This window comes from Prodigiosinella confusarubida (genome assembly GCF_002847015.1).
Taxonomy (GTDB): Bacteria; Pseudomonadota; Gammaproteobacteria; order Enterobacterales; family Enterobacteriaceae; genus Prodigiosinella; species Prodigiosinella aquatilis.
The window spans coordinates 741666-760113 of sequence record NZ_CP025085.1; the positions used below are offsets into that span (position 1 = coordinate 741666).

Below are 18448 nucleotides of genomic sequence, written 5' to 3' on the forward strand. Positions count from 1 at the left end.
CAATGAATGGACGTCAGAGATATACTGGGCGCTGAACATCCAGCACCGAGTATCATAAACAGGAAACTAACGCTGGTACAACGGTAACCAGATAGTGAGTTGCAGGCCGCCTAACGGGCTGTCATCTGCTTTTACCCAGCCGTTATGTTGCGAAATGGCATTTTCCACAATCGCCAAGCCCAGACCGGTTCCGCCAGACTCCCTATCACGCGCTTCATCGGTACGATAGAACGGACGGAAAATCTGTTCACGATCGTCTGGGCTGACACCAGGGCCGTCATCCCCGACGACAATGGTCACACCCAGGCGATCCGCAGAGAACGCCACGGCAATGTGGTGATGAGAATAACGCAGTGCATTACGGACTACGTTTTCTAATGCGCTGTCGAGCGCCGATGGATTGCAGCACAGCATCCAGGCACCGGGTGGTGAAGTGATCTCCAATGTTTTCCCCATCTGTTCGGCTTCAAAGCTGGCATTGGCCAATACATCGTCCCACAGTTCGTCGGCACCCAACACTTCCCGTGATAGCTCGTTCTTGTGCTGATTACGCGATAGCAACAACAGATCGTTAATCATGCTGTCCAGTCGTTGAGTTTCCGTTTCAATTCGGGTGAGTTCATTGCCTTCGCCCTGACGGCGGCGAAGCAGTGCCGTGGCCAGTTGTAAACGGGTCAGCGGTGTGCGTAATTCGTGGGAGATATCGGACAATAGCCGTTGTTGAACGGTGACCATCCGTTCCAACGCACTGACCATCTGGTTAAAGCTGGCACCGGTTGCCAGAAATTCCTGTGGACCTGACTCCAGTTCCGGATGTTGACGCAGATTGCCGCGAGCCACTTCGTCAGCCGCGTTCTTCAGCTTACGGGCCGGTTTTGCCAGACTCCACGCCAGCCACAGCAGCAGTGGTGAACTGATGAGCATGGTGACGATCAACAACAGGAGTGGGCGGTCAAACAGTAGGTTGATAAAATCGGATTGCGGGCTACTGGATGGACGGATTATGTATAACAGGTAATTATCATCGCCATCATGCACAATAAAAGGGCCAAGTAGCTCAACGCGCCCATATTTTTTCTTCTTGGGAAACTCCGGGTTATCGGACTGACCGATGAAGTTGCGCACTATCTGCATTTCGTTACGCTGAACGCCGATAACGCGACCTTCACTCGTGACCAGCAGCAGGCGCTGTCCAGGAGGCGCCCATTTTTCGATGACGCGGAAAAGGCGTCGCCACCAGAGCAGATCGTTTGCCGGGTCGGCAGCCAGTTCGGCTTCAATATGCCGCTTCAGCATCAGACCCTGGCGCTGTTCGTTTTCGAGCAGCGATGTCAGTTGCCGTGAATCCAGCTTTGGCAACATCAACACCAGCACCAGCACCAATGCCAGTGTCAGCCAGAAAATAGCAAAAATACGGGCGGTCAGACTATTAATCATGCAGTGGAAACCATCAGATAACCCCGCCCGCGCAGGGTTTTAAACCAGGGCAACCCATCCTTACGTTCTGGCAACTTGCGTCGCAGATTGGAAATATGCATGTCGATAGCGCGATCAAAAGGTGTCAGCCGTTTACCCAGTACTTCCTGGCTGAGATGTTCGCGGGAAACAACCTGACCGAGACGTTGGGCCAGCAGATACAGCAGCGTAAACTCCGTACCTGTCAGATCAAGTACAACATCATCAAAGCTGGCTTCCTGTCGCCCAGGGTTTAGCCGCAGTCCATCCACTTCCAACGTGGGTGCACTGGTTTCACCGGCATGTTGTTGATCCGTCCAGTTAGATCGGCGCAGGATGGCACGGATGCGCGCAACCAGTTCACGGTCATTAAACGGTTTAGGCAAATAATCATCCGCACCCAGTTCCAGACCCAGCACACGATCCAGCTCGCTGCCGCGGGCTGTCAGCATGATCACCGGAGTTTGGTAACGCTGGCGAACTTCTTTCAATGTATCGATGCCGTTTTTCTTCGGCATCATGACATCCAGCAATAACAGGTCAATCGTGTCATCCAGGACGCTTAACGCCTGTTCGCCATCGTAGGCGACAACGACGTCAAAGCCTTCCATTTCGAGCAATTCTTTGAGCAAAGACGTTAGCTCTTTATCGTCATCAACCAACAGGATTTTATTCATGATTTATCTACCTCCATGGGCAAAATACGTCATAGATAGCCGCTATTCCATGACTTTACGTAGTTTTACACCGTCTGACGCATGTTTGCAGCAAGGCGATTAGACTGAACTCATTAATTCGCTGAGCCACCACCACACTGAGGAGTCATTGATGCGACGCGTAGCCACATTATCACTTGCTTCGTTGCTGATGTTGGGGTCCGGCATCATTGTGACGGCAGCCGCTGAAAGTCTCCCAATGGGTGACTGGCATTATGATGAATCTGCCATGAAATGTGACCAGAGTCAGCAAAGCATGTTTGATGGTGTGACGTTGACGGAACATCAGCGTCAGCAAATGCGTGATTTGATGCAGCAAGTTCGTCATGGCACACCTTCTTACGATGTCGGCGATATGGAAGATATGCACCGATTGGTGGTGGCGAAAAATTTTGATACGTCTGCTGTCAAGGCGTTAGTGAGCAAAATGGTTCATATGCAGGTCGCGCGCCGCGTAGAAATTGCCAGGGTGTGCAACCAAATGTACAACCTGCTGACACCCGAGCAGAAGGAGACTCTGGATCAGGAACATCAGCAGTATATGCAGAAAATACAGCAGCAAATGTCGATGATGAACCAGAATGCTCAGAATTTCAGTTTGTCTAAATAGTGTTTTCAGTAATGAGTTATTTCCTGGTAGTGAGTAGTGCCGAGAGTAGTAGTGTGTAAAAGATGTACCTGTTTTCCTTGCCATAGACACCATCCCTGTCTTTTCGCCCTCCTTGATGGAGGGCTTTTTTTTGGGTTCGAAAACTAAATATAGGTTATTGAAGTGGTGCGTTTTGTTTTCCCTTCTGTGGAGCAATTTCTCACCAAAACGGTGCGACAGATCACACTACTGAACACCTGATGTTAATGCCGTCAGGGGCGTCACGGGTATATTCTTCATATCTGTTGTTGCGTTCAGTCTTCATTATCTAACTGATATATAAATATTTATTCCATTTCTTGTTTTACTTTCTCAACTCATCCGTATTTTGGCATCCGTTATGCATTCTTAAAATCATAATGACATTATGAAAATAAAATACTCAATCAAATATCTGTTATTAACGTCGTTTCATTTTCAATTCACACTTGGGAGGATTAGCCGGTGGCTAAACAAGAAACAAGTCGTACTCTGCAAAGGAAAATCAACATCGGCATGCTGGCTGGCTCACTATTTGGCTTGCTCAGCATGGTTAATTCGGTTTCTGCGAATCAACTTCAGGAGATTAGGGCTCGGGGTGAAATGGTCTGCGGCACACTTTCCACCACGGAACCGTTAGGCTTTGTCAATCCAAAAACGCGTAAAGTCACCGGATTCGATGTGGATATCTGTCAGGCGCTGGCGGATCACCTGGGTGTCAGGATGGTGCAAAAAAGCCTTTCCGTCGAAGCACGTATCCCGGAATTACAAATTGGGCGTGTTGATATTCTTTCTGCTGCGCTGGGATACACCCCCGAACGCGCTAAACAGATTGAATTTACTGATTCGCATTTTCAAGTGCCGTTGAAAATTCTGGTTCCTGTTGCGGCGGGGTACAACTCGCTGGCCGACTTAAATGGTAAACGTGTCGGGATGACGTCTGGTTCTAGCTCAGAGTACTGGCTGCGTAAATCTTTCCCGAAGATACAGATCGTTACCTATCATGATTCGCCTTCCGGATTCCTGGCGTTGCAGCAGCATAAGGTAAGTGGACTGGCGTTTGCCCAGACATCGGGTATGCGTTATCTGCGGGCAGGTAAAGGCGACTTTGCTTTTATTGATCAGCCTATCGGCTGGGAACCTAATGCGCTGGGTATTAAAAAAGGTGAACCCGAATTTCTGGCGGCAGTAAATAGCACGTTGGAAAAAATGGAGCAGGACGGGGAACTGGAAACTATTTGGAATAAATGGCTGGGACCGCAAACCGTTTATAACGTAAAACGAGATCACAAACTTGAGCCTATTGAAAAAGTGAAACTCAGTACCGAATAATGTGAGAAAAATGATCGTGAAATGGTAGGCCACATTCACCATAAATGAATGTGGCATTGAATCTATTTCCTGGCTTTTCAATACGCCGAGGAGTCGAGTCGTATGACGAATTTTGATCCCTTTTCACTATTACAGGGTGTTTATCTGCAATGGTTGATAACTGGCCTGGAAACTACACTGACTCTGTTTATTTTATGTTTGGTCTCCGGTTTTATTTTGGCGCTGTTTTTGGCGGCTATGCGTATTTCTGGTATTACACCTTTAAGATGGTTCGTTGCTATTTATGTAGAATATCATCGTAATGTTCCGGCACTGGTTCAGCTTTTATTATGGTATTTCGGTTTATCGGCCGTATTACCTTATACCTTGTCAGAATGGGTTAATCAGCACGGCAGTGAATTTCTTTTTGCCTATATCGCACTGACGTTGAATACCGCTGCATTTATGTCTGAAGATTTGCGTAGTGGTTTACGTGCGGTCGCGAAGGGTCAAATGGAGGCATGCCGGGCTTTGGGTCTGACTTTTTCTCAGGCTATGCGGGATGTTATTTTACCGCAATCAATCCGTATTTCTATTCCGCCATTAATCAGCCAATCGTTGGCATTGTATAAATCAACCAGTCTGGCAATGGCGATCAGTGTGGCAGAACTGACCTATGCCGCGAAACAGATTGAAAATGAAACCTTCAGAACCTTTGATGCCTTCGCCATCGTCTCTGTCATCTACTTACTGGGTTCGTTGCTGATTGTCAGTGTGGGCTTTACCTGTGACCGTTTAGTGTATCGGACCAGGAGCCAATAGTATGAGTGACATGATAGCTATTGTAATGAATTACCGTAATTTACTTCTGGTAGGCGCTTATCCGGATGGGCCGATCGGCGGTCTGATTTTGACACTGTTTATTGCACTCAGTGGTCTGGTTTGCGCGTTTCCGCTGGCAATATTGGTCGGTATTGCCAGAACCAGCAAATATAAAGTTTTCTTCATCCCTGCGACGATATTTTCCAGTGTTATTCGTGGATTGCCGGTATTGATGTTGGTGTTCTGGTCCTATTTTGCCGTGCCGCTGCTTTCCGGACACTCAATTTCAGGTGTTATGACGCTGACTGTGGCATTAATTATCTACGAAACGGCTTTTTTAGGTGAAGTCATCAGAGCGGGAATAAAATCAATTCCTGTTGGACAAATTGAAGCCGCAAGAACATTAGGGATTAGTTATTCACGTACTCTCGCAGAGGTTATATTGCCGCAAGCACTATTTACCATGATTCCCAGTATTCTTAATCAGTTTATTAACCTGATTAAGAATACGTCATTGGGATATGTTATTGGTGTCGCAGAACTGACATATTCCGCTTATCAGATTAATACCATCGAATTAACCAAACCATTACAGGTCTTTGGTATTTTGGCGATTATCTATTTCATTATCTGCTTTTCATTGACGCAATTGGTCGGCTATCTGGAAAACATTATTCAGCGCAAACGACAACTGAAAATATAGGAGACTCGACATGTTGAAAATAGAAAACGTTGAGAAATGGTATGGGCCGAATAAAGTGCTGAATAACGTTTCTGAAGAAGTAGCTCGCGGAGAAGTGGTCGTAGTTTGTGGGCCGTCAGGATCAGGCAAATCGACCTTGATCCGTACCATCAACCGACTGGAAGAGATCCAGAACGGACGTATTCTGGTGGATGGTATCGACAGCCGTGCCAGTGATATCGATCTGAATCAGTTTCGTAGCAACATCGGTTTTGTTTTTCAGCAATTTAATTTATTCCCCAATCTGACGGTATTACAGAACGTCACGCTGGCACAGCGCCGGGTGCGTAAAAGTGATAAACGCGACGCGGATGAGGTGTCGATGGCTTTGCTGGAGAAAGTCGGATTGTCGATGAAATTGAGCGCCTATCCCCATCAGCTTTCCGGTGGTCAGCAGCAGCGGGTTGCCATCGCACGGGCGTTGGCGATGAAACCCCCGGTGATGTTGTTCGACGAGCCAACCAGCGCCCTCGACCCGGAGATGGTCGGCGAGGTGTTGCAGGTTATGCAGCAACTGGGCAGGGAAGGCATGACCATGGTGTGTGTGACCCATGAAATGGGCTTTGCCAAAGAAGTTGCCGACCGCGTGTTATTTATGGATCGCGGTGAAATCATCGAACGGGCTACGCCTGAAGCTTTTTTCTATCAACCCCAACATCCCCGCGCACAAAAATTTGTCGCTGATATCCGCCATTGACAGGAATTGTAAGCATGAGCATGACATCTGATGTACTCACACGTATCAAACCTTCAGCCAGCAATGCTGTTAGCCAGTTAGCCCGCGATCTGAAAGCGCAGGGGCGGGATGTCATCGCGCTAAGCTCCGGGGAACCGGATTTTGACACGCCGCAGCATATCAAGCAGGCGGCGTTGCAGGCGATGAACCGCGGTGAGACAAAATACCCACCAATAGCCGGCATTCCGGCACTGCGCGAGGCGGTAGTCGCCAAATTCAAACAGGACAACCAACTGGACTATGGCATCAAACAGATCATCGTTTCCAACGGCGCCAAGCAGATTATCTCCAACGCACTGATGGCGACGTTAAATCCAGGCGACGAAGTGATTATCCCCGCGCCTTATTGGGTTTCCTATCCGGAAATGGTGGCGCTCAGTGGCGGTACGCCGGTGACGGTCCCCGTCAGTGAACGACAGGGATTCAAGTTAACCGCCGACGCGCTTGAGGCGGCGATTACGCCAAAAACCAAATGGCTGATGTTTAATTCACCCTCGAATCCTTCCGGGGCGGTATATACCTATCAGGAACTGCGTGCGCTGGCGGATGTCCTGCTGCGTCATCCCCATGTCTGGGTCATGTGTGACGATATCTATGAAAAACTGGTCTACGACGATTGCACGTTCTATACCTTTCCCCAGGTCGAACCGGCATTAATTGAACGCTCGCTGGTGATCAACGGGGTATCAAAAGCTTATGCCATGACCGGGTGGCGCGTCGGCTACGGTGCCGCCCCTGCGTGGCTTATCAACGCCATGGAGACGATTCAGGGGCAAACCACATCTGGCGTCTCTTCTATTTCACAATGGGCCGCGGTGGCTGCGTTGACGGGGTCACAGGCGTTCTTTGCCGACTGGAAGTCCAGTTTCATCATGCGCCGCAACTATGTCGTTGCCGCTCTGAATGCGGCGCCAGGAATTAATTGTCAGGTGCCTCAGGGCGCGTTTTATGTTTATCCGTCCTGTGCCGGTGCATTGCAGAAAACCACTCCGGAAGGGCGTGTGCTCCACAACGATCAGGACTTTACCGAAGCACTGCTATCCAGTGAAGGCGTGGCGCTGGTGCACGGTGGCGCATTTGGTCTGGCACCTAATTTTCGTCTCTCTTACGCGGCTTCGATGGCGCAGCTTGAGGAGGCGTGCCTGCGGATTCAGCGCTTTTGTCAGCGTCTTGCATAAGATCTCTGACGCGACCCGGGGCGAGCCATGAGTATCGCATGGCGGCTCCTTCGTTCATTTCGGGAAGGATCTCTTTTTCATTCTTCGTGTGTGCATATTGTGGCGATGTTCAAGGAAGTGAAATGACGCTGATTCGTACTTTCCCGGTATTCAGAGAGCCGATGACACGCCGGTATTTAATGGGTCAGGCCGCCTCCATCCTGGGATTGTGGACGCAGAACGTGACGTTGAATCTATTGTTATGGCAAATGACCCATGTTGCGTGGATGTTGGGGGTGCTCAATTTCCTGCTTTATTGTCCAGCGTTGATTGTTCCGTTGCTGTTTGGCAGCCGGCTGACCCCTGCGCGCGTCAAAGTCATCATGATGAAGATCCTGTTTCTCTCCATGATTATCTCGACATTACTGTTAGCCAGCGTGACGCTTCATTTCATTAGCTCAACATTTATCTTACTGATTGCCGGTGTTGCCGGATGCATTTCTTCCATGGAGCTCCCGACCCGTCAACTACTACTGACCAGTAGCCTCCATGATAAGTCATTGATGTATAACGCTGTGGCGATGAATACGATGGTATTTAATATCGGCAGGATGTTTGGCCCGGCGATAGCGGCTTACAGCTTTAATCAGGTGGGTGCAGCGGGGGGATTTGTTATTTCGCTGTGTGGGTTGATGACCATGTTTTTTGCTGTCAGGAGGATACAGGTAGTTGAGCCGGATTATAAAAACCGCAAAGCGGGCGGCATGCGCAATGCGGTCCGCTACGTCATGCAGGATAGTTTTGCCGTGCGTTTCCTGCCGATGCTGGCGGTTGTCGGTATATTTGCCGGCTCATATCAGTCATTGATTCCGGTGCTGGCTGCTCAAGGGTTTCATGATACTACCCGTTACACCGGCTGGTTTTTCAGCAGTGCCGGGATTGGCTCGCTCTGTTCGGCGCTGTTGATCTCCACAAGGGTTTCCCATCAGCGCCTATTGCAGTGGCTGAGTGTTGCTCCCTGGTGTTGCGTGTTGGCGCTGACGGGGATTTCATTCTCTCACCTTCCCGTGTTGACCAGCCTGTGCTTCCTGCTACTGGGTTTGTCGCTGACATTTTTCTCGACCATGATTAACTCAACGTTGCAGCATCACAGCCCGTCGGAGCTGCGCGGAGCGGTAGTCGGTCTGTATGGTATGTCATTCCAGGGCACCATGCCGTTGGGGAACTTACTGGTAGGAATGATGGCTTCTGTCACAAATATCATGTCGACTTTTCTGTTGATGGCCTTCATGTTGGTGGTGGTATTAGGCGGACAGTGGGGAGCTACGAAATGGAAACACACCAGCAGGAGTTACAACCGATGAGCGAGACGATGATGAAAAAAACCGTATTGATGGCCCGTATGCTTCCCCCCCGTCTGGTGCAGCAATTGCGTGAGCATTTTCACCTGATTGGTCCGTTGACCCGTCTCGACGGGCAAGATCTTCCCGTTGGGGCCGAATCAGCAGAGGTGTTGCTGACCATGAGCGGCATTCCTACGGAAAAGGCCCTGATAGATGCGCTACCCGGTCTGCGTTTGGTAAGTTGTTATGGTTCTGGCATCGAGTTCGTTGATAGCGAGTATCTGAAACAAAGGGGGATTGCGCTAACCAATGCCGCAGGCACCAACGCCAGCAGTGTTGCTGAATTTGCATTGGGGTTGATTCTGAGCAGTACCCGACAGATTTTAACCAGTGAACGCTTCCTGCGTAGCGGCCAATGGAAAGGAAACAGTGTTGAACGTTATCCGTCGGTCCCTGGGTTGGAAGGCCATCGATTGGGGATTTATGGTTTAGGCGAAATCGGTTTGCAAATCGCTCAGCGGGCGCAGGCGTTCAATATGGCGATTGGTTATCATAGCCGTACTCAGAAAGTGGTGTCATATCGCTTTCTGGAGAATCTTTTACAACTGGCCGAATGGGCGGATGTCCTGGTGCTCGCCGCGCGTGGCAGTACACAAAACTACCATATTGTGGATACCCAGGTTCTGAATGCGCTGGGGCCGCAAGGGCATCTGGTCAATATCGCTCGAGGAATGCTGGTTGATGAGGCGGCGCTGTGTGATGCGCTGGAGAACCGGCGTATTGCTGGTGCCGCGTTGGATGTGTATGAATTTGAACCCGAAATCTCTACCCGTTTGCAATCGATGGAGAATATCATTCTCACACCTCACATTGCGGCCAATACGCATTCTGCTCAGGACGCTCAACAGCAACGGATGCTGGATAATACGGTGGCTTATTTTAAGGGTGACCGCTTGATTGGCAGGGTCTGCTAATCCTTGTACATTACTTCTTTTGCTAATTTTACGGGTAGGTATGTCCAGGCAAAAAACCACTGATGTTGATCGCTCGGTCAAGGCCGTCAAACGGACGTTGGCCATTCTTGATGCATTTATTCATCACCCGGGCGGCATTACGCTGAGTGAGCTAGAAGCGCAAACCGGATTGTTCAAGAGCGTGATCCTCCGTTATATGCTCTCACTGGAAGCTGAACGCTATGTGTTAAAGCGAGCGGATGGCAGCTATGAGCTCGGTTCTCGCGCTTATCAGCTCGGTTGTACATATGAGCGCACATTTAATCTGCGTGAGCACGTGTTACCCGTGTTGGATAAGCTCACTGACGCCACATTGGAAAGCAGCACTTTCTTTGTCCGTGATGGTGACTACCGTTTGTGTTTGCTGCGTAAAGATTCGCCGCAGCATATAAAATCCAGTGTGCCGGTCGGCACGATGCTGCCAATGGATGATACTTCCGCCGCGCATGTTCTGCGCACCTTTGAACAGGGTATGCCGGCGAAATGGTCATTTCCCGCGGGTTTGTTTACGTCCACCGGTGCGGGGACTAACCGTCAGGCATCGACTACCTATCTCACTGCGTCTATCTCCGCGCCGGTATTCAAACATGATAACCAGTTGGCGGGGGCATTGAGTATCTCCGGACCTACCAGCCGGTTCGATCCTGCCGATACCCACAGCCAGCAATTATTGATGGAAGCGGCCATCGCGTTATCACTCGTATTAGGTGCCGTCATGCCTGAATAACGCTATAAAATATGAGTGAGTAATACTTGGGAGTCCGGTTTCTTTTAGGTGGAGACATGCTGGCTGAGTATGGAGACAATCTCTTGCGGAAAAACGGTTTCTGTCGTCTGACCCAGTTCATCCAGTGACCACCATTTGTACTGGGTGATGACGTGTTTTTCGTGCTCACTCCACTGGTCACCCCTCAGCGTGTTGTCCGTGGTGTAAACGATGAAAAATCGCTCATCTGCTATTACTTGCTCGCCGTTGGACAGTACCATGGGGAATGTTCGTGTCGCGATACAAACGCCGGGATCCTGAATAATGATGCCAGTCTCCTCCTGCAATTCCCGTATGGCTGCCTGCTCAAAGGTTTCACCCGCTTCCACGGCACCGCCTGGTGTGGCCCAGTAGGTTTGGCCAGCCAGCGCATCATTGGTATGGCTAAATTTGAACAACAGCACCCGTTGTTGTGGGTCGAGTATCAGTAGTCGTGATGATGGTCTGTGTTTCATGGGGTCTCCGGCGCTATATCTGATGGGGCAATCATCTTTCTCGCCGATGGGTTCGATGTCAATGTATGCAGGATACAGTGAGTGGTGTCGCTGTTATGGCCGTCTGCTTCCGCTTTTCCGCTGCCTGTCAGGATGATGTCATGTTGCTGTCGGGTCGCTGTCGTGGTGTTTTTCCAGATGCAGATTCAAGCTGGTACCCGGTTTCATATCTAAAGGAGTTTATGATGAATGCGATAAAATCATTGCGTCTTTCCCGGGCCTGGTCTCAGGAACAACTGGCTGAATTGGCTTCCCTCAGTGTTCGTACCATTCAACGTATCGAAAATGGCGAGCAAGCCAGTCTGGAAACGCTTAGCGCGATTGCCGCGGCCCTTGAGGTACGAGTTGCGGATTTGATGGAAAACAGTGGTGAGCGACATCTGCAAAGTGAATCGCTGGAACAGCGAATTCTTGATGCTAAACATCAGGTGCATGAAGAAGGAAAACTCTGGCGCAGCCTGATCTTGTTTGCCGTGATCAATAGTGTTTTATTTGTAGTTAATCGACTAATCGATCCCCATACCCACTGGTTTCTCTGGCCGTTACTGATTTGGGGAGGATTACTGATGATAAAGGCTATTAATGTGTTTTTTCTGCGCAACTGGCTGGTGCGCTGGCAGCATGGCCGATTGCAGAAGATTTTACGTAAGTGAGTTAGTGACGTTCAAGGCGCGAAGTAACATGAGTGTTTTACTTCGCGTCAACAATCCACTGGGCAACATAGCAACCTTCACGGTTTTTCTCCCCCGGCAATCCAGTATACTGAGCACCTTATTCCGTCAGGAGTCAGGTATGAATTCTCAATACGCACGCCTCGTCACGATGGCGGCTTTTCTGGCAACCGCAACTGCGTTGCTGTTGTTTGGGCTAAAAGTCTTTGCCTGGTGGTATACCGGGTCAGTTAGTTTGTTGGCGTCACTGGTGGACTCCTTAATGGATATCGCTGCTTCGTTCATTAACTTGCTGGTGGTGCGTTATTCACTGCAACCCGCTGATCCGGAACATACGTTTGGTCATGGTAAGGCTGAGTCGTTGGCGGCATTGGCCCAGAGCATGTTTATTTCCGGTTCCGCACTGTTTCTGCTATTGACCGGTATGCAGCATCTGATTTCACCCCAACCGCTGTATGCGCCGGAACTCGGGATGTGGGTTACCGTGGTTGCGCTGATCTCGACTTTACTGCTAGTGGCCTTCCAGCGTTGGGTCATCAGGAGAACGTACAGCCAGGCAGTGCGGGCAGATATGTTGCACTATCAGTCCGATGTGTTGATGAACGGTGCTATTCTGGTCGCGCTGGCCTTGAGCTGGAAAGGTGTGACTTGGGCAGATGCGGCCTTTGCGCTGGGTATTGGCGTTTATATTTTATACAGTGCATTGAGGATGGCGTACGATGCCATACAGTCATTATTGGATCGAGCATTGCCAGATGAAGAACGCGCGGAAATTATTAGTATTGTGTCATCATGGCCAGGGGTCATTGGTGGTCATGAGTTAAGAACCCGCCGTTCTGGTCCTACCCGGTTTATTCAACTTCATCTGGAAATGGATGATGCATTGCCACTGGTCGAGTCACATCAGATTGCCGACGATATAGAGCAAGCTTTGCTACGACGTTTTCTCGGCGCCGATATTATCATTCATCAGGATCCTGTTTCTGTGGTGCCTGATGAACAACGGGGACGATGGGTACTATAGCTCCGTGAAATCTGTCTCCTTGTCGTAATAGTGTTGTAAAAGTGTGATATGGAGTAGGAATATATTGGTCTTTAAGCCTGACCTGAATCAATTCAGCTACGGGCATTTGTTATAATATGCTTATAAAAGATGAAGGGTTTATCACTGGTGTCGATTGATGCCATTAACCTTACGATAGAAAAATCTGCGAATTTACATCTACAAATCCAGAGGTTGTCATGATAAAAAAAATCGGAGTATTGACGAGCGGTGGCGATGCACCCGGCATGAATGCTGCCATTCGTGGTGTCGTACGATCAGCATTAACGGAAGGTCTGGAAGTGTTCGGAATCTATGATGGCTATCTGGGTTTGTATGAAGATCGGATGGCACAACTGGATCGCTACAGCGTATCAGACATGATTAACCGCGGCGGTACTTTCCTCGGTTCAGCGCGCTTTCCTGAATTCCGTGAGGAAGCGGTACGTCAGGTTGCCATCGAAAACATGAAGAAACGGAATCTGGATGCCTTGGTGGTTATCGGTGGTGATGGTTCCTATATGGGGGCCAAGCGCCTGACGGAAATGGGTTTCCCCTGCATTGGCTTGCCGGGTACTATTGATAACGACGTTGCAGGCACTGACTACACCATCGGCTATTTTACCGCACTGGAAACCGTGGTAGAGGCAATCGACCGCCTGCGTGATACGTCTTCTTCCCACCAGCGTATTTCTATCGTGGAAGTGATGGGGCGCCACTGTGGTGACCTGACGCTGGCCGCGGCGATTGCAGGCGGCTGTGAGTTTATCGTATTGCCGGAAGTGGATTTCAAACCCGAAGATCTGGTGAACGAAATTCAGGCTGGTATCGCCAAAGGGAAAAAACACGCCATCGTGGCAATTACCGAACTGATGTGTGATGTGAGTGAACTGGCCCGTTATATTCAACAGGAAACTGGTCGTGAAACCCGCGCCACGGTACTGGGTCATATTCAGCGTGGTGGTTCTCCCGTGGCTTATGACCGAATTTTGGCTTCCCGCATGGGGGCGTACTCTATTGAGCTGTTGCTACAAGGGTACGGTGGCCGTTGTGTCGGTATCCAGAATGAGAAACTGGTACATCATGATATTATTGATGCCATTGAGAACATGAAACGCCCGTTCAAGGGTGACTGGCTGGATACGGCCAAGAAATTGTACTGATAACGTCATTCGTGCCTGAATGGTCCACGCGTCTGGATGTACCGTCTTTTTCAGGCCGCGTTTGAGGTTGATGACATGATTGCCAATAGTCTGAATCCCGCCTAATAAGGCGGGATTTCTTATTGTTAGCTATAGATATGCCAGTCATCTCGAAATCTATCGGGTATAAAACAGCGGATAGGCCATGTGCATTCCACATTGTGTGCAGTACCGCCTGGCAGTGAAAGTCTCTTCATCTGTCGCAATGAACTGGCATAATAACCAAGGCCAGGCTACGGCGCAGAAGACGTTTAGGTCTTTCTCTGCCGGACCATGGATGATTTGCTGACCTAAACTTTAATAGTCGCTTGTTGAGCCAATATTATCGGTGTGGCTCAATAACAGCATGTAAATAGATAGGATTGAGGTTTCCGAATGACAAAAGTTACCGTTGCCGCAACACAGATGGCCTGTACCTGGGACTTACCCGGCAATATCGAAAATGCCGAAAAACTGGTGCGACAGGCTCATGCCAAAGGGGCACAAATCATCCTGATTCAGGAACTGTTTGCTGCGCCTTACTTTTGCATTGATCAGAGTCCGGAGCATTATGCACTGGCGCAGGAGCTGGAAACCAGCCCCATTATCAAACACTTTTCCGCACTGGCCGCCGAACTGGAAGTGGTGTTGCCGTTGAGTTTCTTCGAGCGAGCAAATAACGCCTATTACAACTCGTTGGTGATGATTGATGCTGATGGCACGGTGCTGGATGTGTATCGCAAAACCCATATTCCGAATGGTCCCGCCTATCAGGAAAAGCAGTTTTTTGTTCCGGGCGATACTGGTTTCAAAGTATGGCAAACCCGTTATGCCAAAGTGGGTGTCGGCATCTGCTGGGATCAGTGGTTCCCGGAAACCGCCCGCAGCCTGGCGTTGATGGGGGCAGAACTGATTTTCTATCCGACGGCCATTGGCTCTGAACCAGCTTTCCCACAGTGGGACAGCCAGCCGCACTGGACACGAGTTCAGCAAGGTCATGCCGCTGCTAACCTGATTCCGGTTATCGCGTCTAACCGTATTGGTACCGAAGCCAGTAAATATATAGAGGGTCTGGAAATGACGTTCTACGGCTCGTCGTTCATTGCTGATCCGACCGGCGCGTTGGTCGAACAGGCTGGCAGAACAGATGAAGCGGTACTGGTTCACACGTTTGATCTACAGGACATCGCGAAGATGCGCGCTACCTGGGGGTTGTTCCGTGATCGTCGTCCAGATATGTATGGTGTGCTCGGCACGTCTGATGGTAAAACCCGGAGATAAGTAATGTCTCAGCTAACCACGCCGTATCAGGATGGCTTTTCCATGCCAGCGGAATGGGCACCACATGAAGCGGTCTGGATGTTATGGCCGTACCGCCATGATAACTGGCGAACTCAAGGGGGGATAATCCCGGCCCAGCAGACTTTTGCGGCCGTTGCTGCCACGATTGCCCAGACCACGCCAGTGATAATGGGGGTGCCGCATGCCCATATGGCCGCCGCTAAACGCATTATGCCGGCCAGTGTCACATTGGTGGCGATGGAAAGTGACGATGCCTGGATGCGAGACACGGGTCCGACAATGGTGCTTAATCCGATGGGTGAGCGCCGCGGTGTTGACTGGCAGTTTAACGCCTGGGGGGGGGCGCTAGGCGGTCTGTATGAAGACTGGTGTCAGGATGAGAAAGTGGCGGAACAGGTGTTGGATTATCATCATGATGCGCGTTATCCCGCGCCACTGATTCTGGAAGGCGGTTCAATTCATACTGACGGTGAAGGTGCGTTGTTGACCACGGCAGAGTGCCTGCTTAACCCAAACCGTAACCCAGATCTGAATAAGGAACAGATTGAACGACTGCTACGTGATTATTTGAGCGTATCGACGTTTATCTGGCTGGAAGAGGGTGTGTATAACGACGAGACAGATGGCCATATCGACAATATGTGCTGTTTTGTCCGTCCGGGGGAAGTGGCGCTGCACTGGACCGATGATGAAAATGATCCACAGTACCCCCGTTCAATGGCAGCTTATCAGGTGTTGTCTCAGGCTCGGGATGCGCAGGGTCGTCAGTTGAAAATCTGGAAGTTGCCAGCCCCGGGGCCGTTGTATGCCACGCAGGAAGAGACGGTGGGCGTCAGTGAAGGGAATGCCATTGAGCGTAATGCCGGATCACGACTGGCTGGGTCTTACGTTAACTTTCTCATCAGTAACCGTCAGGTCATTTATCCGTTGCTGGATGAGCGCACTGATGGCAGTGCTCATAAACTGTTACAGCAAATGTTTCCGGATTATCTGATCAGTGGCGTTCCGGCACGGGAAATTTTGCTTGGTGGTGGTAATATCCACTGCATCACTCAGCAGATTCCGGCAACAACTCGTTGAATCTCCATCATGTAAAAAAGCACCTTTCAGGAATCGTGAGTTTGATGACAACGTGTCTATAGCGGTGATAATCGGGAGCTTGTAAAGCGCTGCAAGTACCTCCTCGTAAGCTCAAGCCGCGCCATTCCAGGCGCGGATGCTTTACTCATCTCTCCCATTATCGCTTTCCTGATCCCCGTACATAGGTTGGATAGCCGCATATATTTCTCGACCCTATCGTTGTCATCTCCTTGAAAACAGGGACTCATCCCAAGACGACTACATTGATTATAAATGGATTTCCACTTGTACGAGGTGACATCGTAGAACGATAAAAGGCCGGTCACAATGTGGCCGGCCTCTGTTCTTGGGATGGAAGCGTAGAGCAATTACTCAGACGTTTTTCGCTTCGGCTGCCGCTTTTACGATCACAGTAAATGCATCCGCTTTCAGTGATGCACCACCGACCAGCGCACCATCAATATCCGGCTGGGTAAAGAGTTCTGCTGCGTTAGCTGCATTAACAGAACCGCCATACTGGATAATAACCTGTTCAGCGATAGCCGCATCCTGTTTGGCAATATGGCCGCGGATGAATTTGTGTACTGCCTGTGCCTGTGCCGGAGTCGCTGATTTACCCGTGCCGATCGCCCATACTGGTTCGTAGGCAACCACGGTATTTTCAAACGCTTTCGCGCCCAGCGTATTCAGTACGGCGTCCAACTGACGGGCGCACACCGCTTCGGTTTGACCTGCTGCGTTTTCTGCTTCGGTTTCCCCGATACACAGAACAGGGATCAGTCCGGCTTCTTTCAGAACAGCGAATTTTCTGGCAATGAATTCATCGCTTTCTTTGTGATAAGTCCGGCGTTCCGAGTGGCCGATGATGATGTATTTGGCACCGATATCTTTCAGCATGTCAGCCGATGTTTCGCCGGTAAACGCGCCTGAAAGGTTCACGTCAACATTCTGCGCGCCCAGTGCGATACGGCTACCGGACAGTTGATGTTTAGCCTGATCCAGGTAAATAGCCGGCGGGGCGATAGCAACGCCACAACCGACAACCGTGCTCAGTTCGTTACGCAGTGCGGTGATCAGTTCGTGAACCATATTGGTGCTACCGTTCAACTTCCAGTTGCCCATAACTAAGGGATGTCGCATTTTTTCCTCCAGGCGGATGGCGAGTTAATCAATATTTATGTGGCTGCCATTGGCAGTTCAACCTGACGACAGTATAGAGAGGAAACACCATCGTGGCTCTGTTTTTCGTCATTAATTACTGGGTCGATCACGATTCAGGTAGCGTTAGCTTAATCGGTTCAACAGCGAAAGTTATCCCCTTCTCACCATTATCTGCTACGACATAACGCAAGGCACCTTCCGTTTGCTGGTAGAACGGCTGACCTTTGCCTTTCTCCAGCAAGCTTTCTATCTTTTTTATGCTTTGTTCAGTTGTAACCGAAGGAACAAAGGTCCGCAGCAGCGCCGACATATACTCAATCGCCTGTTTACGACGTCTATCTTCGTCGGGGTCTTTCGGTTTGGGTAGCCAGGTGATCTGTAGCGTTTTGATTTTTCCCGTTCCTTTTTCCAGCGCAGTTGAGGAGTAGAGGTAATCGTTGATTTCGCTGGCTGCACGGGTCAGGGTAGGTAAGTTGTCACCCGTATCCACTACCCGGTATTCGCCGATGGGCAATGTCGGGTTGCTGAGATTATAGCGAGTACGAAACTGAACGATGGTCATATCGAACGTTGGTGCACCAGCCAGCAGGTAAGGTGCTGTAGTTGGTATTCTTTGCTGGAAAAGCAACACAGACCAAGCGCTGGTCGAAATGAAGATCCAGGCAGAGAAGAAACAATATGCGACGATGGTTTTTTTCATAATGATATTGACCAGCTTATTTTACGTTAACCAGGGTAGTGCATGGCAGACAATATTTCTGATTAAAGCGGTATTCGTGAGCTGTTGTCAAAAATCGCATAAAAAACACAAGCCAATCTTTTCCTTAA

Annotated in this window: 19 protein-coding genes; 14 read left to right on the top strand and 5 right to left on the bottom strand. The window is 49.9% G+C overall.

Going from position 1 to position 18448, the window contains the following annotated elements:
* Positions 1–66 precede the first annotated feature (66 nt).
* Together cpxA and cpxR are read right to left on the bottom strand one after the other, a co-directional pair.
* Positions 67–1437, bottom strand: a complete 1371-nt coding sequence (gene cpxA, locus CWC46_RS03415) for an envelope stress sensor histidine kinase CpxA (protein ID WP_021013593.1) — start codon at positions 1435–1437, stop codon at positions 67–69.
* On the bottom strand, positions 1434–2132 hold the full coding sequence (gene cpxR, locus CWC46_RS03420) for an envelope stress response regulator transcription factor CpxR (protein ID WP_021013592.1): 699 nt from the start codon (positions 2130–2132) through the stop codon (positions 1434–1436). Before cpxR ends, cpxA begins: the two co-directional genes overlap by 4 nt.
* A 151-nt stretch (positions 2133–2283) precedes the next feature.
* Here cpxR and cpxP point away from each other — a divergent pair, with 151 nt between their 5' ends.
* The 9 genes from cpxP to CWC46_RS03465 all read left to right on the top strand — a co-directional run bounded on the left by cpxP (position 2284) and on the right by CWC46_RS03465 (position 10650).
* Positions 2284–2781, top strand: coding sequence for a cell-envelope stress modulator CpxP (gene cpxP / locus CWC46_RS03425; protein WP_021013591.1), 498 nt, complete (start codon positions 2284–2286; stop codon positions 2779–2781).
* 483 nt (positions 2782–3264) lie between these two features.
* Complete coding sequence (locus CWC46_RS03430; protein ID WP_021013590.1) at positions 3265–4131, top strand: ABC transporter substrate-binding protein; 867 nt, start codon at positions 3265–3267, stop codon at positions 4129–4131.
* Between the two features lie 102 nt (positions 4132–4233).
* Positions 4234–4932 carry an amino acid ABC transporter permease gene (locus tag CWC46_RS03435; RefSeq protein ID WP_021013589.1) on the top strand — a complete coding sequence of 233 codons (699 nt, stop codon included), beginning with the start codon at positions 4234–4236 and terminating at the stop codon, positions 4930–4932.
* A 1-nt stretch (position 4933) separates the two neighbouring features.
* Positions 4934–5635: an amino acid ABC transporter permease gene (locus CWC46_RS03440; RefSeq protein WP_021013588.1), complete on the top strand. Its 702-nt coding sequence runs from the start codon at positions 4934–4936 to the stop codon at positions 5633–5635.
* Between the two features lie 10 nt (positions 5636–5645).
* Positions 5646–6371, top strand: coding sequence for an amino acid ABC transporter ATP-binding protein (locus CWC46_RS03445; protein WP_021013587.1), 726 nt, complete (start codon positions 5646–5648; stop codon positions 6369–6371).
* Positions 6372–6385: 14 nt separating this feature from the next.
* Positions 6386–7588 (top strand): pyridoxal phosphate-dependent aminotransferase, encoded by a 1203-nt coding sequence (locus tag CWC46_RS03450; protein WP_021013586.1) that lies wholly within the window; start codon positions 6386–6388, stop codon positions 7586–7588.
* Between the two features lie 122 nt (positions 7589–7710).
* Positions 7711–8931: an MFS transporter gene (locus CWC46_RS03455; RefSeq protein WP_021013585.1), complete on the top strand. Its 1221-nt coding sequence runs from the start codon at positions 7711–7713 to the stop codon at positions 8929–8931.
* A complete protein-coding gene (locus CWC46_RS03460; RefSeq protein WP_021013584.1) occupies positions 8898–9884 on the top strand; it encodes an NAD(P)-dependent oxidoreductase in 987 nt (328 codons plus the stop codon). Before CWC46_RS03455 ends, CWC46_RS03460 begins: the two co-directional genes overlap by 34 nt.
* Before the next feature lie 40 nt (positions 9885–9924).
* Positions 9925–10650: an IclR family transcriptional regulator gene (locus CWC46_RS03465; protein ID WP_021013583.1), complete on the top strand. Its 726-nt coding sequence runs from the start codon at positions 9925–9927 to the stop codon at positions 10648–10650.
* Between the two features lie 44 nt (positions 10651–10694).
* On the opposite strand, the gene CWC46_RS03470 is transcribed toward CWC46_RS03465, so the two are convergent.
* Positions 10695–11144, bottom strand: a complete 450-nt coding sequence (locus tag CWC46_RS03470) for an NUDIX hydrolase (protein WP_021013582.1) — start codon at positions 11142–11144, stop codon at positions 10695–10697.
* A 224-nt stretch (positions 11145–11368) separates the two neighbouring features.
* On the opposite strand from CWC46_RS03470, the gene CWC46_RS03475 reads away from it, so the two are divergent.
* The 5 genes from CWC46_RS03475 to aguA all read left to right on the top strand — a co-directional run bounded on the left by CWC46_RS03475 (position 11369) and on the right by aguA (position 16459).
* Complete coding sequence (locus tag CWC46_RS03475) at positions 11369–11836, top strand: 2TM domain-containing protein (RefSeq protein ID WP_021013581.1); 468 nt, start codon at positions 11369–11371, stop codon at positions 11834–11836.
* Positions 11837–11975: 139 nt separating this feature from the next.
* Complete coding sequence (fieF, locus tag CWC46_RS03480) at positions 11976–12878, top strand: CDF family cation-efflux transporter FieF (protein ID WP_021013580.1); 903 nt, start codon at positions 11976–11978, stop codon at positions 12876–12878.
* 218 nt (positions 12879–13096) lie between these two features.
* Complete coding sequence (gene pfkA, locus CWC46_RS03485; RefSeq protein ID WP_021013579.1) at positions 13097–14059, top strand: 6-phosphofructokinase; 963 nt, start codon at positions 13097–13099, stop codon at positions 14057–14059.
* A gap of 414 nt (positions 14060–14473) precedes the next feature.
* On the top strand, positions 14474–15358 hold the full coding sequence (gene aguB / locus CWC46_RS03490) for an N-carbamoylputrescine amidase (RefSeq protein WP_021013578.1): 885 nt from the start codon (positions 14474–14476) through the stop codon (positions 15356–15358).
* Positions 15359–15361: 3 nt separating this feature from the next.
* Positions 15362–16459: an agmatine deiminase gene (aguA, locus tag CWC46_RS03495; protein ID WP_021013577.1), complete on the top strand. Its 1098-nt coding sequence runs from the start codon at positions 15362–15364 to the stop codon at positions 16457–16459.
* 372 nt (positions 16460–16831) lie between these two features.
* Here aguA and tpiA read toward each other — a convergent pair whose 3' ends face one another.
* Both tpiA and CWC46_RS03505 read right to left on the bottom strand, forming a co-directional pair.
* On the bottom strand, positions 16832–17599 hold the full coding sequence (tpiA, locus tag CWC46_RS03500; protein ID WP_021013576.1) for a triose-phosphate isomerase: 768 nt from the start codon (positions 17597–17599) through the stop codon (positions 16832–16834).
* Positions 17600–17726: 127 nt separating this feature from the next.
* Positions 17727–18320 carry a DUF1454 family protein gene (locus CWC46_RS03505; protein ID WP_021013575.1) on the bottom strand — a complete coding sequence of 198 codons (594 nt, stop codon included), beginning with the start codon at positions 18318–18320 and terminating at the stop codon, positions 17727–17729.
* Between the last annotated feature and the right edge of the window lie 128 nt (positions 18321–18448).